General features: G+C 37.4%; 14 protein-coding genes and 1 other RNA gene. 8 read left to right on the top strand and 7 right to left on the bottom strand.

Annotation, left to right across the window (positions count from 1 at the left end):
- The first annotated feature begins 11 nt into the window (after positions 1 to 11).
- From LLS04_RS03565 to LLS04_RS03555, 3 genes are all read left to right on the top strand, one after another.
- Positions 12 to 1,337 carry an AAA family ATPase gene (locus LLS04_RS03565; protein WP_323611978.1) on the top strand — a complete coding sequence of 442 codons (1,326 nt, stop codon included), beginning with the start codon at positions 12 to 14 and terminating at the stop codon, positions 1,335 to 1,337.
- A 17-nt stretch (positions 1,338 to 1,354) separates the two neighbouring features.
- On the top strand, positions 1,355 to 2,128 hold the full coding sequence (gene proC / locus LLS04_RS03560; protein ID WP_323611977.1) for a pyrroline-5-carboxylate reductase: 774 nt from the start codon (positions 1,355 to 1,357) through the stop codon (positions 2,126 to 2,128).
- Between the two features lie 99 nt (positions 2,129 to 2,227).
- A complete protein-coding gene (locus tag LLS04_RS03555; protein WP_323611975.1) occupies positions 2,228 to 4,039 on the top strand; it encodes a sulfatase-like hydrolase/transferase in 1,812 nt (603 codons plus the stop codon).
- A gap of 8 nt (positions 4,040 to 4,047) precedes the next feature.
- Here the strand turns inward: LLS04_RS03555 and LLS04_RS03550 are convergent, their stop codons facing one another.
- Both LLS04_RS03550 and proB read right to left on the bottom strand, forming a co-directional pair.
- A complete protein-coding gene (locus LLS04_RS03550; protein WP_323611974.1) occupies positions 4,048 to 5,280 on the bottom strand; it encodes a glutamate-5-semialdehyde dehydrogenase in 1,233 nt (410 codons plus the stop codon).
- An 8-nt stretch (positions 5,281 to 5,288) separates the two neighbouring features.
- Positions 5,289 to 6,119: a glutamate 5-kinase gene (proB, locus tag LLS04_RS03545; RefSeq protein ID WP_013852411.1), complete on the bottom strand. Its 831-nt coding sequence runs from the start codon at positions 6,117 to 6,119 to the stop codon at positions 5,289 to 5,291.
- A 116-nt stretch (positions 6,120 to 6,235) separates the two neighbouring features.
- On the opposite strand from proB, the gene ssrA reads away from it, so the two are divergent.
- From ssrA to LLS04_RS03530, 3 genes are all read left to right on the top strand, one after another.
- Positions 6,236 to 6,583, top strand: a transfer-messenger RNA (tmRNA) gene (gene ssrA / locus LLS04_RS03540).
- Positions 6,584 to 6,708: 125 nt separating this feature from the next.
- A complete protein-coding gene (locus tag LLS04_RS03535; RefSeq protein WP_323611973.1) occupies positions 6,709 to 7,104 on the top strand; it encodes a hypothetical protein in 396 nt (131 codons plus the stop codon).
- A 10-nt stretch (positions 7,105 to 7,114) separates the two neighbouring features.
- Positions 7,115 to 7,741: a hypothetical protein gene (locus LLS04_RS03530; RefSeq protein WP_323611972.1), complete on the top strand. Its 627-nt coding sequence runs from the start codon at positions 7,115 to 7,117 to the stop codon at positions 7,739 to 7,741.
- Between the two features lie 48 nt (positions 7,742 to 7,789).
- Here the strand turns inward: LLS04_RS03530 and LLS04_RS03525 are convergent, their stop codons facing one another.
- Positions 7,790 to 8,839 (bottom strand): G5 domain-containing protein, encoded by a 1,050-nt coding sequence (locus tag LLS04_RS03525; protein WP_323611971.1) that lies wholly within the window; start codon positions 8,837 to 8,839, stop codon positions 7,790 to 7,792.
- A gap of 211 nt (positions 8,840 to 9,050) precedes the next feature.
- On the opposite strand from LLS04_RS03525, the gene LLS04_RS03520 reads away from it, so the two are divergent.
- Entirely contained in the window at positions 9,051 to 9,668 is a 618-nt protein-coding gene (locus tag LLS04_RS03520) for an HAD family hydrolase (RefSeq protein WP_323611970.1), read from the top strand.
- Positions 9,668 to 10,636 (top strand): serine hydrolase domain-containing protein, encoded by a 969-nt coding sequence (locus LLS04_RS03515; RefSeq protein ID WP_323611969.1) that lies wholly within the window; start codon positions 9,668 to 9,670, stop codon positions 10,634 to 10,636. Before LLS04_RS03520 ends, LLS04_RS03515 begins: the two co-directional genes overlap by 1 nt.
- A 2-nt stretch (positions 10,637 to 10,638) precedes the next feature.
- Here LLS04_RS03515 and LLS04_RS03510 read toward each other — a convergent pair whose 3' ends face one another.
- The 4 genes from LLS04_RS03510 to LLS04_RS03495 all read right to left on the bottom strand — a co-directional run bounded on the left by LLS04_RS03510 (position 10,639) and on the right by LLS04_RS03495 (position 14,253).
- Positions 10,639 to 11,193 (bottom strand): phosphatase PAP2 family protein, encoded by a 555-nt coding sequence (locus tag LLS04_RS03510; RefSeq protein WP_323611968.1) that lies wholly within the window; start codon positions 11,191 to 11,193, stop codon positions 10,639 to 10,641.
- A 71-nt stretch (positions 11,194 to 11,264) separates the two neighbouring features.
- Positions 11,265 to 12,386, bottom strand: a complete 1,122-nt coding sequence (locus tag LLS04_RS03505) for a metal ABC transporter permease (RefSeq protein WP_013852407.1) — start codon at positions 12,384 to 12,386, stop codon at positions 11,265 to 11,267.
- Positions 12,383 to 13,516: a metal ABC transporter permease gene (locus tag LLS04_RS03500; protein ID WP_323611965.1), complete on the bottom strand. Its 1,134-nt coding sequence runs from the start codon at positions 13,514 to 13,516 to the stop codon at positions 12,383 to 12,385. The genes LLS04_RS03505 and LLS04_RS03500 overlap by 4 nt, the downstream gene beginning before the upstream one ends.
- Positions 13,513 to 14,253: a metal ABC transporter ATP-binding protein gene (locus tag LLS04_RS03495; protein WP_003774095.1), complete on the bottom strand. Its 741-nt coding sequence runs from the start codon at positions 14,251 to 14,253 to the stop codon at positions 13,513 to 13,515. Before LLS04_RS03495 ends, LLS04_RS03500 begins: the two co-directional genes overlap by 4 nt.
- Between the last annotated feature and the right edge of the window lie 13 nt (positions 14,254 to 14,266).

The raw sequence follows: 14,266 nt of genomic DNA, 5'->3' as shown, positions 1-14,266 counted from the left end.
GAGGTCTTTTAATGTTTGGTAGTCTAACACTAAAGAATTTTAGATGTTATAGAGATTTAAGAGTTGAATTTAAAAATAAGCGTGGAACTGTAAAACCGCGTGTCTACATTTATGGTGATAATGCCTCTGGTAAGTCATCACTCTTGTTATCCTTCGCGTTTTTGAGAAAGATGAATAACGGTCTTTACCTTAATTATTTACTCGAAACACGTGATAATCCAAAATATGATCATCCTACTATAGCGTTCTTCAATCTTAAAGAGGAAGCAAAACGTCATTATCGTATTTTTGCACAAGAAAATATGGTTTTAGCGTATGAGATGATTCTTGAAGGACAAGTATTTGTTTATGAAATCGTATTTAATCAGTATCAAGAAATTGTAAGTGAAAGTCTCTTTAAACGAATTAATAACCGGGCCATTATTATTTTTACTGCATCACCCACCGACTTTTCATTCGGAAGAGGGATGATTCTTACCAAGGATATACCTGTAATTCAAAATTTATATGACATGTATTATGGTGAACATACAATGTTGTCAATTCTTAACTTTATTATCGAACGACAATCATTCTATAAAATTGCGATTAAATATACCCTCTTAGATGTTTGTATGTTTATCCGTCGCATGCACATTGGTGTTGAACCTTATTTCGATCATCAGGCCTATTTTAACTTCTTTACCGACAACAACATCACCCCTTTCTCTGGAACACATGATCCAATTGGCAAGTTAGCGTTTGAGAAGGCTCAACCCTTATTAAGTGATATGTTGGTAGCTCTTTTCCCAAATGTTATTGAAGCGTATTATGCTTTTACGCATAAGGGAAAGGACTTGTGGGATTATGAATTAAAAGTCGTTAAAAAAGGAATTGAAGGTAATTACACCATTCCATTTGGGGAATTCCCTTCAGGAACCTATGATTTTGTGAATAAAATATTTGCACTGTTTGATGCTTTAATGGGCAGTACTTTGATTGGTGATGATTTTGATTTATCACTTCGTACCTTCCTTGTACAACATATTATTGAGTATTATATGCCTCAAATTGAGGGTCAGACTTTTTTGACTATGGATAAGCTTTCAACCATGAATATCGTTGATCCTGCAAGTATTTATATTTGTAGTGCAAATACAGATTTAAGTTATACTGTAAATTGTATTGAAGATATTGCACCCACTCAAGCGAATCACAACGTACGAAATCGATATGAACAAGGTGTTTATGGTGAACTGCACCGACCTCAGTTTGTAAAGAATGATGCGTATTTTGTGGAATTTAAGAAATGGGTACAACAGGTACATCGCGTAATGTATAAAGAAGACTTGTTTTAGTCTCTATGAGGTGAATTATGAAAATTGGATTTATCGGCGTTGGTAATATGGCTAACGCGATCATAAATGGTATTGAGAATAAGGATTCAATCTATATTAGTGGAAGAACCTATGAGTCTACTTGTGATAAAGCATCTGTACTTGGCGTCCATGCATGTAAATCAAATCGTGACTGTGCGCAAAGTGTCGATTTATTATTTCTATCCGTTAAACCGGAAATGTTTGAAACAGTACTCTCTGAAATTAAACCCGTTTTAGATCGTCAAACCTTAGTTTCTATTGCGGCTAAAAAAACCCTTGAGGATATTGAATCCTTATCCGGTCCCATGCCAATCATCCGAGTTATGCCTAACTTGAATGTTGCAATTCAACGAGGTATTTCCGCGATTTGTCACAACAGCCGTGTCACTGCCGACGCGCTCGAGGAAGTACAAAGAATTTTCGATGCACTCGGTGGGTTTGTATCCATCCCTGAATCACAGTTTAGTGGTTTTATTGGGATAGCTGGGAGCTCTCCTGCATTTGTATTTAAGTTTATTGATGAACTTGCGAAGTCAGTACTTGATGAAGGCCTTGATTATGAGACCGCCCTTAGAATTACCTGTGCTGCAGTTTCAGGAAGTGCAGATTATTTAAGTCAAAGTGGCGAACCGGCAGATGTACTTGTCGATCGTGTTTGTTCTCCTGGTGGAACAACAATCGAAGGCGTTCGTGCCCTTGATGCAAATGGCTTTGCGAAAGCGATTCACGCTGCTTCGCACGCTACAATTCTTAAAGATAAACAAGGATAAAAGAGCTAAATGGCTCTTTTTCTCTTTTCTAACCATTTTCATCTTGTATGCTTTGGATTCATATTGTATCCTTTGTTTATATAGATTCGGGGTATTACTATGATTATACAAATAATGACATATAGTTTTATTGCATTGTTTTTTGGTTTTTTAAGTACACACTTAATGAACCAAGAACATCACAAGCAATCAATTTGGTTTAATCTTTTAGGTTATGGCATTCTTGTTAATGCGGTAACGGTATTATTCATCCGTTTTGGTTTGGAGAAACCTCAAGTTTTAATGAGCAGTGCTTATACTTTAAGCTTTGCACTTAAGTTTGTACTTGTTTCAATTCCAGTAGGATTACTCTTCATGTTTCTTCAGGCGATTATCAATAATACGATTATTTTTATTCCTGGAGAATATGTTCGTACACGTGGTCATCGTATCGTAAATAGTATTCTTGTCATACTTATTGTGATCGGCGCTGCATTTTTCTTCTTCTCACGTTGGTTTACAGCTTTCTTTGGTGCATTAACGCCAGAGCAGTTTATCTTTAACCTGATTTCACCCGTTAAGGGAACCGGTGACAGTGTAATGGCAGAATTATTAAAACCCGTCGTAAAGACTGCACTTGTTGGTCTTGTATTTGCGCTTATCCTCTTAAACAAAAAAGACTTACATATTTTTAGAAAACACCGTCGTGAAGTAATTACTGCTAAGCAATTACGAACATCAACCTTAATCATTGGTATTATACTCGCTTTAGTGGGTACGGTGTATGGGGTAAAACGCTTACGTTTAGATGAAGTCGCAACTTCTGTCGCAAGTAAATCTCCATATATTGAAGCCAATTATGTCAAACCAAGTGATGATTTACTTCGTTTTCCAGAAAAAAAACGTAATCTAATTCATATTTATGTCGAATCTGTGGAGAACTCTTACCTACCTAAAGAATTAGGTGGTCACATGGATATGAATTTAATGCCCGAGATGACTGAACTTGCGAAAGAAGGGATTAGTTTTTCTCATAATGACACATTTGGAGGACCTTTCCAGACTTATGGTTCTGGATGGTCTGTAGCGGCTATGGTAAATATGGGAATGGGAATTCCTTTAAAAGTTCCCGCAGAAGGTCAGGATTACGGTAAGTCTGGATATTTCTTACCGGGTGCTCGCGGTATTGGAGACATTCTTCATGATCAAGGATATGAACAAACAATTATGTTTGGGGCTGATGCTGATTTCGGTGGACTAACAACCTACTTCACCTCGCACGGTGAATTTAATATATTTGATTTAAATCATGCCCGTAATGAAGGCCTCATTCCTCAAGATTATCAAGTTTGGTGGGGTTATGAAGACGATAAACTGTATCGCTTTGCGAAAGATGAAATCACACGTCTTTCCACTACTGGTAAACCTTTTAATTTTACGATGGAAACTGCCGATACACATTTCCCCGACGGTTACTTACAAGAAAGTGCACCAACACCACACGATTCTCAATATGCTAACGTAATTCAATTTTCGCAGGCAGAGACGGTTAAGTTTGTGCGTTGGATTCAAGCACAGCCTTTTTATAAGGATACTACCGTTCTAATTACTGGTGATCACTTAAGCATGGATAAAAAATTCTTTAAGAATTTTGATCCAAGTTATCAACGAACTGTTTTTAACTTAATTCTTAATGCGCCCCAAAAATCAGCAGAAACTCATAACCGTGCATTTTCTCCTGTTGATTTCTTCCCGACAACGCTTTCCGCAATGGGTGTCGAGATTGAAGGCCATCGCCTTGGTTTGGGTACTGATTTATTCTCAAAAGAACCAACATTGGTCGAGCGTGATGGGCTTGAGACCTTTAATGAAGAGCTATCTCGTAGAAGTACTTTCTATGATCGTTCTTTAATGACAACACTCGATAAATAAAAAAAGGGTCAGACACGTGTCTGACCCTTTCCTTTTACGATATATTTATAAGATGTAAGCTGTTTTAAGCCCATTGGACCCCGTGCATGCAACTTTTGAGTACTAATACCTATCTCTGCACCAAAACCAAACTGTGAGCCGTCTGTAAAGCGTGTAGACGCATTCACATACACCGTTGAAGCATCAACCTCTTGCGTAAATCGTTGAGCCGTCTTCTCATTATTTGTAATGATTGCTTCAGAATGTTTCGTATTATAGAAATTAATATGGCTAATCGCTGCTTCTAAAGAATCCACAACCTTAACCGACAGTTCCAAATCCAAATATTCTTTTCCAAAATCATCGTCATTCGCGAGAACCATTGTATCCACAATTTCACATGCAACCAAATCACCATGATAAACAACATTAGGAAGTTTATTCACTAATAAAGGTAAAAATGTAGGTGCAATATCTTTATGTACGACTAAAGATTCCATCGTATTGCACACACCCAATCTTTGGCATTTCGCGTTTTCAATAATATCTAAAGCCATCGATACATCCGCATCTTTATCCACATAAATATGACAATTCCCTGCCCCAGTCTCAATAACGGGTATAGTACTGTTTTCCACAACGGCACGAATCAAGCTCGCACTCCCTCGTGGAATCAATACATCGATATATTCATTAAGTTTCATAAGTTGGGTCGTTACTTCACGTCGTGTATCTTTAATAACTTGGACACAGTTGGGATTCATATTTAAATCCGTCAAGCTGTTACGAACAATTCGTTCAAGTTCTATATTGGTATGTATCGCTTCTTTTCCACCTTTTAATACAACCGCATTGCCACTTTTAAAACATAAACCAAAAGCATCGACCGTTACATTGGGTCTTGATTCATAAATAATCCCAATAACACCCAGTGGTACGGATACTTTTTCAATGTACAATCCATTGTCAGGTTCTAAAACCTCTAAAACTTCACCCACTGGATCTTTTAACAACGTAAGTTCATTTAGACCTTGTACCATTGCTTCTATGCGTGCTTGATTTAAAATTAAGCGATCACGCAATGCACCCGTAATTCCATTTTGATCTGCCGCTTCCAAATCCAATTGATTCGCTTCGATAATTTGGGATGCATTACGTAATAAGTCCTCACCAATACGACCAAGGGCATCATTTTTCTGTTCTTGTGTTAATAATGCAAGTGAGCGTGATGCTTCTTTTGCCTTTATTCCAATGTCTTTCATCGTTCCTCCTACAAATAAGCTTCTAAATCAAACGATTCTGATTTATTTGCTTTAAAATAAGTTCCAACTACTTCTCCATCAAGAATTTGATGAAGAATGTTCACATCTTTCCCGTTCGCCAAGACCATATCCGCTCCTGAACTGGTCACAATGCGACCTGCATCAATCTTGGCACTCATACCACCCGTACCAACTGCAGATGAGCTTGTTTCTTTTCCCATTTTAAGATGACGCTCATCAATTTTCTCCACATATTCGATGAGTCGTGCATCTTCATTTTGTGAGGGATCATCCGTGTAAAACCCATCAATATCCGAAAGAATAATGAGTAAGTCTGCATCAATCATCGCAAGTACAAACGCACTGAGGTGGTCATTATCTCCAAACTCAATTTCGTGAGTTGCAACGGTATCATTCTCATTCACAATCGGAATAACGCCCATTTCTAGTAGTTCATGGAAGGTATTCTTCGCGTTATTACGACTTTCTTCTTTAAACATTGTATGTTTTGTAAGTAGGACTTGCGCAACAATTTGATTATACTCCGCAAATAAACGTTGGTATGTCATCATTAATTTGGCTTGACCAATCGCCGCTAATGCCTGCTTTTTAGCCATTTTATCGGGGATTTGAGATAGATTTAAAGCCTTTCGACCAACAGCTTGTGCTCCAGAAGACACAAGCACAACTTCTTTACCTTGGCTTTTTAAATCAGCCAAAACGCGGACGAGTTGCTCGAGTTTACGAAAATTTAAATCTCCTGATTCTTTATGCGTAAGGGATGATGACCCTACTTTCACAACAATACGTTTTTTATCTCTTAAAACTTCTCTATTCATGATTTCTGTCCCTCTATTTCTCTATCTATAATACACCATCTGATATTTTTAAAAAAGAGCTACGATAACGTCTAATTATTGTAGTTTTGCGGAAATATTGTTATAATGGTGGTCCTGGGGATGTCATGGTTTCGACAGGATTTCGTTTGATTCGAATTGCAGTGGAGTTGCTACCTAATAGCTAAAAAAAATTAACTGGAAACAACAGTTTACAATTCGCTGCTTAATTAGCGTTTAACGCTGCAGCCTGATATCGGGCGTTTGGTCTTTGGGCAAACGATATCAACTCACTCACAAAGAATAAGGGCCAGCACTGCTCGGTGTATGCCACGAAAATTTTAGAGCACATCAAAGGAAGGTTTGTCTGGAGCTTGAACTTTGATTATTTAGAAACAGACTAAACTATAGACATTCGAATGTGGAACACTTCTTGGACGCGAGTTCGACTCTCGCCATCTCCACCATATTAAATTTCAAACCACCTATCAGTGGTTTTTTATTTTACCTCCACACACATGCCAATGTTCAAAATATGATACCGCAACATTTTGCTATTAAAATCCGTTATAATTGAGATAAAGGGGGAAACATGAAAAAAAACTCAAGAATCATTGTTTTTATTGTTTGTATCGGTGTTTTAGTCCTGATGGGTCTTCCCAATTACTTATCCAAAGGAAAACTCCAATCTATTGATCCAACACAGATTGATTCAATATTATACAACTACAAAGAAACTGAAATCACGACTCAAGATACAAATCGTATTCTCGAGAGTATCACGCTCTTAAAATCGATTGAACTAAAAGGTACTACACGTCAGCTATCACAACCTGACGTAACCTATAATATGGAGCTCACATTTAAGGATGAGAAACACATGAAACTCTCAGTCTTTGAAGATAAGCTTGTGGTTGATCGAAAAGTTTATCGTATCGATCAAAACGACGCTACGATACTTATGAACCATATTGAAACACAAAAATAAAGGAGAACTTATGACAAAGAAAAGTCTACTTCATAATTATTTACAAATCATTATCCTATCAATTGTCGTCCTCTTAATTCCATTTGCACTTGGATTCCTCGATTTTGGAGTTGATCCATTAATCTCAGCAATTCTCATGATTATTATTGGGATTGTATCGATGTTACTGCAAGGACTTGTGGAGATGGTTGTTTTCTTCAGTCGTCTTGAAGATGCGGAACTGAATTGGGACCTCGTAAAACAAGTCGCTTCCTATGTTGACTGGGGACGCGCCTTGAAGTTTTACTTACTCTCTGGTCTTGCCATTATGCTTGGACTGATATTATTCGTTGTTCCTGGTATTATGATTGCAATTGCCTTCTCAATTTTAAGCTTTGTGATTGTGGATTTCCCAGAAGATAATAATCTCTTTGAGAAATGCTTTGAAATCAGCAAAGGCTATCGTTTACGCATTTTTGGTTTCACGCTTGCCATTGTCTTTGTTCAATTTTTATTAAGAACACTCTTGGATTCAATGTTTGGTCCTGGAACAGCTCAAGGAAACCTCCTAGAATATGCTTTCAGTATTCTAATATCGCCTATTTCTGTAAACTACTTCACAAATATTTATCTTGAAGCAACAGGCCGTTTAGCTTAAATCAAAAAATAAAAGCGTATTTCTCAAATTGAGAAGTACGCTTTTTTACTAATATCCAAATAATTGTACTGCGTATGCATAACCGTCTTCAATATAAACTGCTGTCGCAGTATATTTAAAGTCATTCATGATATTACCATAATGTCCTGGAGAATTCATCCATAGGTTAACTAAGAAATCCATATCAATGCGACCATATACAATATTCTCACCGTTGATATCATTAGCCATCGCGAGGACTGATTGCCCATTAGGACGGGTGTGTTCAAATAGAACTGAAATCTCTTTAGCTCTTATTTGTGCTGAATTATAAAGACTGTTTGACCATGTTAGATTACTTAACCCTTTAGCACGACGGTTCGCGTTAATAAGGTTATAAACCTCTGTCGCATAACCATCACTGATTGATCCTCTTGCTTCATAAGTTCCATTCACAATAATCTTATTAACGGGATTTTTGATAACTGAAGAGCTTTTCACAGTCCATTCTGTATCAACGCCATCCACAACTTTTACGCTATAGACAATTTCTTTCTTACCGTTTTCTCCATCACGCTGAACATAACTCTCACCTTTATTCATCGATGCATCCTCACGGTATTCCTCTGAAAATGCAATGGACTCATAGTCTTTCGCTTCACGATAAGTCACCGTTGGTTCTTTCTTCTCAGAAGGTTTGTCTTGTTTCTTCGCAGTTTCTTTTTTCTCTTCTTTTTTAGTTTCTTTAGAAGCCTCTGTTTTTGATTCTTTTTTCGAATCTTTTTTAGTGTCTTTTTTTGAATTTTTTTTCGGATCAGTATCTTTTTTAGATACCTCTTTCTGTTCCTTCAATGTTTCAGTTAATTTTTTATCTGCTTCTTTATCATCGAGTAAAGTAAATGGAACTCTAACTTCCTTTTCATCAACAGTAAAGATCATATTACCATCTTTATCAACCTTAACTTCATTACTCTCAGTAACATCCAAGCCATGTTTTTTTAGAAGTTCCACATCTTTTGTTGTAAGTGTTTTAGACTCAAGCACTTCTTCAGGTTCTGTCTTTGCACCACAACCTGTTAATAATACAATACATAATAATAGTGTAATTCGTTTTTTCATAAGTATCGACTCCATTCCTAGTTTATTATACGTTACAAATAATGGGAATTCATCCCACTCCTTTCTCTAATTTTTCATATTGTTTCGCTTTTGATGAACAAAAATCACGTTTTCGATACATTTACTTACTTTTTGATTTCAAATCGTTCATTATTTGTCCAAGAACCCGTATCTTAAATCATGTATAATAGAATTAAAAGTGAGGAAGATTATGAACTATGACGCAGTTATCTACGATCTTGATGGGACGGTCGTAAACACATTTGACATGAACCTTTACCCATTAATGAAAATTGTTGAAGAGGAACTCGGAATTCAAATGACATATGATGAGTTAATGCACTTAACGTGTTATGACGGACATGGTGTTTTAAATGCATTAGGAATCTCTACGGATGTTTATCCCCGTTGGGTTCAATATGTGAATGAATACCCTCATCCCGCAACATTATTTGAAGGAATTGAATCTGTAATTCGCGAACTGGATGACAAAGTAAAACAAGGTGTCGCTTCATCAAAACGACGTTTGCAATATGACATTGATGTCGTGGAAAATGGCATGGATGGCTATTTTAAAGCTGTTGTATTATCGGGAGATACTGAGCATCATAAACCACATCCCGAACCACTTCTCGTATGCGCAAAAATGCTTGATCTCGAGCCCAAACGTGCGTTATATATTGGAGACAGTATCTTTGACTACCAGGCTGCTAAAGCGGCAGGAATGGCCTTTGGGCTTGCTAGCTGGGGCAATATTTCAACAGAAGGAATGGATGATATTGACTATATACTGAAAACACCATCCGACATCCTAAAAGCGGTATTATAATGGATTCAATTCTAGATCAAGTACACAAGATGGTTGATGATGGATACGTAAGTGGTCTTGCTTTCTCCATCTATGAAAATGGAACCTGGACCGATACAATTTATGGGCACACGACATTTGGAGGACCAAAGCTTGAAGCGACACATCAATTTGATATCGCTTCAATCACAAAATTATTCACTACGACACGCATTCTTCAACTTTGCGATCAAGGTGTTCTTTCCTTAGATGCACCCATTCAAAAATACATCAATGCCTTTAAACAACCCAATATTACCATCACAGACTGTCTGCTTCATCGAACCGGTATGGCACCAAGTGTTACTGGACGCGCAGAAATGGATAGCCAACAAATCTATAATAGTATCATGAATTGTGTCGATTTTATAAATACACCAAATCAAATAATGGTCTACTCATGTATTAATTATTTAATCCTGGGATATCTTATCGAGGCTGTCGACACCAATTTAGAACAAAGCCTCCATAATTCGATTTTTAAACCCTTAAACATGACGAATTCGATGTTTAATCCTAAAAATATGCTCTTGTGTGTTCCTACAGAAAAAACGAAGAAATACGGCTTAATCCAAGGCATTGTCCACGATGAGACGGCGCGAAACTGTGGTGGTATTGCTGGTAATGCCGGTATCTTTTCCACATTACCAGACTTAAAACATTTTATGGAAGCAATGCTTACGTCCGATCCTCAACTCTTATCACCAAAACATTATCAACTGATACGAAATACCCATATTGATTCACGTTCGTATGGGTGGAATCGTTATGTCTATAACGATATGGATGCCTGTTACCATACGGGCTTCACGGGCCCCGTTGTCTTATTTCATAACGGTCGCGCAATGATTTTACTTGCACATCGCGTTCATCCAAGTCGCGAAGATCACGGTTATCTCAAACATCGTGATGCTCTTATTCAATCGTTTCTCCACAAAAAAAAGAAATAGCCTTAAGGTGCTATTTCTTTTTTTATCCCTATTCTTACAAGTATTGAATTCATGATTTTGAAAAGCACATCCTGATATTTCGTAACCTCGTATGCGATAAAAATTCCCAACACCGTCCCAACCAAAACATCAGATGGGTAGTGAACATATGCATAGAGTCTCGAGAATGCCATTAATATCGCTAAAGATATATAAATTGGTTTGTACTTAATATTATTGAAATACAAAATCATCGCGACTGCGAAAGAGCTGGCTGCATGTCCTGAAGGAAAAGAAGATCCCCTTGGGACCGAGATGATTAAGTCCACAGGATTTGCGTAGAATGGTCGTGGTCGCATGACAATTGGTTTAATAATGCCACTGATTAATACAACCTCTACCGAAATCGCAATGAGTCCTAGTATTGCGACCTTGCGTGTTTTTTTCATTACAAATAGAATTAATAGAATTATAAACCAAATCTCTCCATGATCTCCAAGTGATGTAAAAAGCGCGAAAAAACGATCCAACATCGGTGTTCTCAAAGTCTGTATCCAATTTAAAATTGATAGTTCCATATTTATCACCCTATTCATCATAACAAATACTTCCCACGAATTGGGGATTCTGATATAAAAAACCGCTATTGCTAGCGGTCAAAGATTGTTTCAGCATGATTGATACTTACTTCACGGCCTAAATCCGTTAGTTTAATTATATCTCGATCAATTGTGACATACTTTTTCATTTCTAAACTTTCAATAATTTTTTGTATCTTTGTTTGAGACCAGTTGAGGTGTTCATAAATACTCCATACGCCCGCTTCTTCTGCTTCTACATCACTTTCTTCGTGATTAAACAGATGGAATAAGACTGTAAGTTCAGCAAACTCGCTTTTTTGTTGGTGACGGCGAATTTTATTTGAAATTAAGCCCTCTCGTGGTGAGAAGAGAAATACGATACCAAATGATATTCCTGTCATCAGTGCCATACTTCCTGCGATAGAAACATCAAAGTAACTCGCAAATTGATATCCAGAAATTGCATTGAAAACTGCGAATCCGGAACTGATTAGAATTAATTTAACTAAGTCATGTGTCAATAAGAATGCTGTGATTGGTGGCCCAATCATAAATGCGATTACAAGAACAGATCCAACCGCATTAAATGCACCGACAGCCGTTACAGAAATTAACGTCATTAATGCATAATGCAAGAACACTGGCGCAAAACCAAGTGTCGCTGCGAGAAGTGGATCAAAACTTGTAAGTTTAAGTTCTTTAAAGAAAATTACTACAAAGATTAAGTCGATTACTAAAATTACAGACATGGTTACTAAGCTCTTTGGTAATTCCATACCCAACACAAGCATTGTATCAAATGGCGCAAATGCGATTTCACCCAAGAGTACGGCATCCGTATCTAAGTGAACCGAACCCGCATAACGGGTAATTAAGATAATCGCGATACTAAAGAGCAGAGGGAATACGACACCAATTGATGACTCTTCCGAAAGAAGCCGCGTACTCTGCAACATCTCAATTAAGTAAACCGTTAGAACTCCCGTAATGGAAGCACCTAAGATTAGTAAAGGTGAATTGAAATCATGTGTGATAAAGAATCCAATTACAATCCCTAACAGAATTGTATGCGTAATCGCATCACTCATCATCGCCATTTTTTTAAGTACTAAGAATACTCCAAGTAATGAACAAGATAATGCTACGACAACCGCAATCATCATAATTTGTACTGGAATTGATATTGTCATAACTGATCACCTCGATTTTGTTCATATTCTAATTTCGCAACACGTGTTAGTTTGAAGTACATTGAGTCATCCACACGTTCAACCATATGACGTTTCTTGAGGTTATTGAAGAGACGATCAAATGATTTTCCTTCGCGATGATGATCAATGATACATGCTTCTTGTAGTTGCTCTTTTGTAAAATGTGCATCAATATCTAACAACTGATGTGTCAATAAGTTAATAATCGCCATATCAGCTTCAAATGCTTGTTTTGCACCATGTTGTCGTATCCCTTTGTTGATAATTCCGCGTCCAGGAGCAAAAAGAAGACTGATAATAACAATGCTGCTTGCGATTACGACAATTGCAGGACCTGTAGGAAATTTATTTATGAGAGAACTTACGATTGTTCCACCAAGACCTGAAATTGCACCAAATACTGCAGCAAGAATTGTCATTCCCGTCAAAGAATGTGTCCATTGACGCGCAGCAACAGCAGGGGCAATGATAAGTGCAGACATGAGGACTACACCCACCATTTGAATTCCCATAATAATCGCTGCAACGATAAATCCTGATAATACAATATTGAGAAATTGTGTTGATAACCCTATTGAATGTGCATAAATAGGATCAAATGAGAATACTTTGATTTCTTTCCACAACAGAATCATGAGAACAACTACGACAAGTGTTACACCGATTACAAAGTAAACATCTCTTTGTAAGATCGTGGCTGCTTGACCAAATAGAAAGCGTTCCAACCCTGCTTGTTGTGAATCCGGCATTTTTTGAATGTGAGTAAGAAGAATAAATCCTACCCCAAAGAATACCGACATAACAAGTGCCATTGCACTCTCGAAGTTTATTCGAGTGTTATTTGAGATTGAATTAATAATAAACGTTGCAAGAAGCCCTGCAAGGAGCGCACCTAGAAGCAGTATTTCTGTGTTTTTAGTACCGGTCATAATAAATGCCATCGTAATCCCTGCCAATGCAGAGTGAGCGATACTGTCTCCAAGTAAACTTTGTTTTCGAAGTACCGCGAATGTTCCAGTAACTCCGGTAAGAATCCCTAACGCAATCGATCCAAGTGCAACGATTTGAAATGTATAATTACTAAACAAATCTATAATTGCATTTATCATGATTTTACAATACCTCCTACATCTGTATGGTATGTAAGTTTTAGGTTTTCTTGGGTGAAGGTATTTTGAACTGGACCCCACGCAACAAGTTTTACATTAACAAGCGCAATGTTATCAAAATATCCCTCAATACTTGTAAGGTCGTGATGCACAACAATGACTGTTTTACCCGATGCTGCAAGTTCTTTAAGAAGTGTCATTAAGATTTCTTCTGTCTTAACATCGACTCCTTTTAGCGGTTCATCTAAGATATAAATTTCAGCTTGTTGTGTTAATGCACGAGCAAGGAAAACACGTTGTTGTTGACCACCAGAGAGTTGACTGATTTGTCGATCTCGATAAGCACTCATCCCAACACGTTCGAGCATCTCATTAGCAATCTCACGGTCTTCTTTACGTGGACGTTTAATCCAGCCAATATGGCCATAACGTCCCATCAAAACGATGTCTTCCACGGTAGCGGGAAAATCCCAGTCAACACTTCCGCTTTGAGGTACATAAGCGATATTCTTATACTCATCTTTTTGATGTTGTCCGTTAATTGTTATTTTTCCTGAAATAGGTTTTAAAAGACCCATAATCGCCTTAATCATGGTCGATTTACCGGCACCATTCGGTCCGACAATTGCGGTCAATTTACCTTTCTCAAATTTCACGTCACAATCCCAAAGAACAGGTTTAACGTCATAAGTAACCGTCAAATCTTCTACTTCGATTGCATATTCCTTCTCTGCCATATTCACACTCCCT

The organism is Erysipelothrix enhydrae, from assembly GCF_035066605.1.
Classification (GTDB): Bacteria; Bacillota_I; Bacilli_A; order Erysipelotrichales; family Erysipelotrichaceae; genus Erysipelothrix; species Erysipelothrix amsterdamensis.
This window is presented reverse-complemented; position numbering and strand designations above follow the sequence as displayed.

Bases quoted from the DNA above. Each gene is read 5' to 3' on its own strand.
- LLS04_RS03565 (WP_323611978.1), top strand. From the start codon at position 12: ATGTTTGGTAGTCTAACACTAAAGAATTTTAGATGTTATAGAGATTTA.
- proC (WP_323611977.1), top strand. From the start codon at position 1,355: ATGAAAATTGGATTTATCGGCGTTGGTAATATGGCTAACGCGATCATA.
- LLS04_RS03555 (WP_323611975.1), top strand. From the start codon at position 2,228: ATGATTATACAAATAATGACATATAGTTTTATTGCATTGTTTTTTGGT.
- LLS04_RS03550 (WP_323611974.1), bottom strand. From the start codon at position 5,280: ATGAAAGACATTGGAATAAAGGCAAAAGAAGCATCACGCTCACTTGCA.
- proB (WP_013852411.1), bottom strand. From the start codon at position 6,119: ATGAATAGAGAAGTTTTAAGAGATAAAAAACGTATTGTTGTGAAAGTA.
- LLS04_RS03535 (WP_323611973.1), top strand. From the start codon at position 6,709: ATGAAAAAAAACTCAAGAATCATTGTTTTTATTGTTTGTATCGGTGTT.
- LLS04_RS03530 (WP_323611972.1), top strand. From the start codon at position 7,115: ATGACAAAGAAAAGTCTACTTCATAATTATTTACAAATCATTATCCTA.
- LLS04_RS03525 (WP_323611971.1), bottom strand. From the start codon at position 8,839: ATGAAAAAACGAATTACACTATTATTATGTATTGTATTATTAACAGGT.
- LLS04_RS03520 (WP_323611970.1), top strand. From the start codon at position 9,051: ATGAACTATGACGCAGTTATCTACGATCTTGATGGGACGGTCGTAAAC.
- LLS04_RS03515 (WP_323611969.1), top strand. From the start codon at position 9,668: ATGGATTCAATTCTAGATCAAGTACACAAGATGGTTGATGATGGATAC.
- LLS04_RS03510 (WP_323611968.1), bottom strand. From the start codon at position 11,193: ATGGAACTATCAATTTTAAATTGGATACAGACTTTGAGAACACCGATG.
- LLS04_RS03505 (WP_013852407.1), bottom strand. From the start codon at position 12,386: ATGACAATATCAATTCCAGTACAAATTATGATGATTGCGGTTGTCGTA.
- LLS04_RS03500 (WP_323611965.1), bottom strand. From the start codon at position 13,516: ATGATAAATGCAATTATAGATTTGTTTAGTAATTATACATTTCAAATC.
- LLS04_RS03495 (WP_003774095.1), bottom strand. From the start codon at position 14,253: ATGGCAGAGAAGGAATATGCAATCGAAGTAGAAGATTTGACGGTTACT.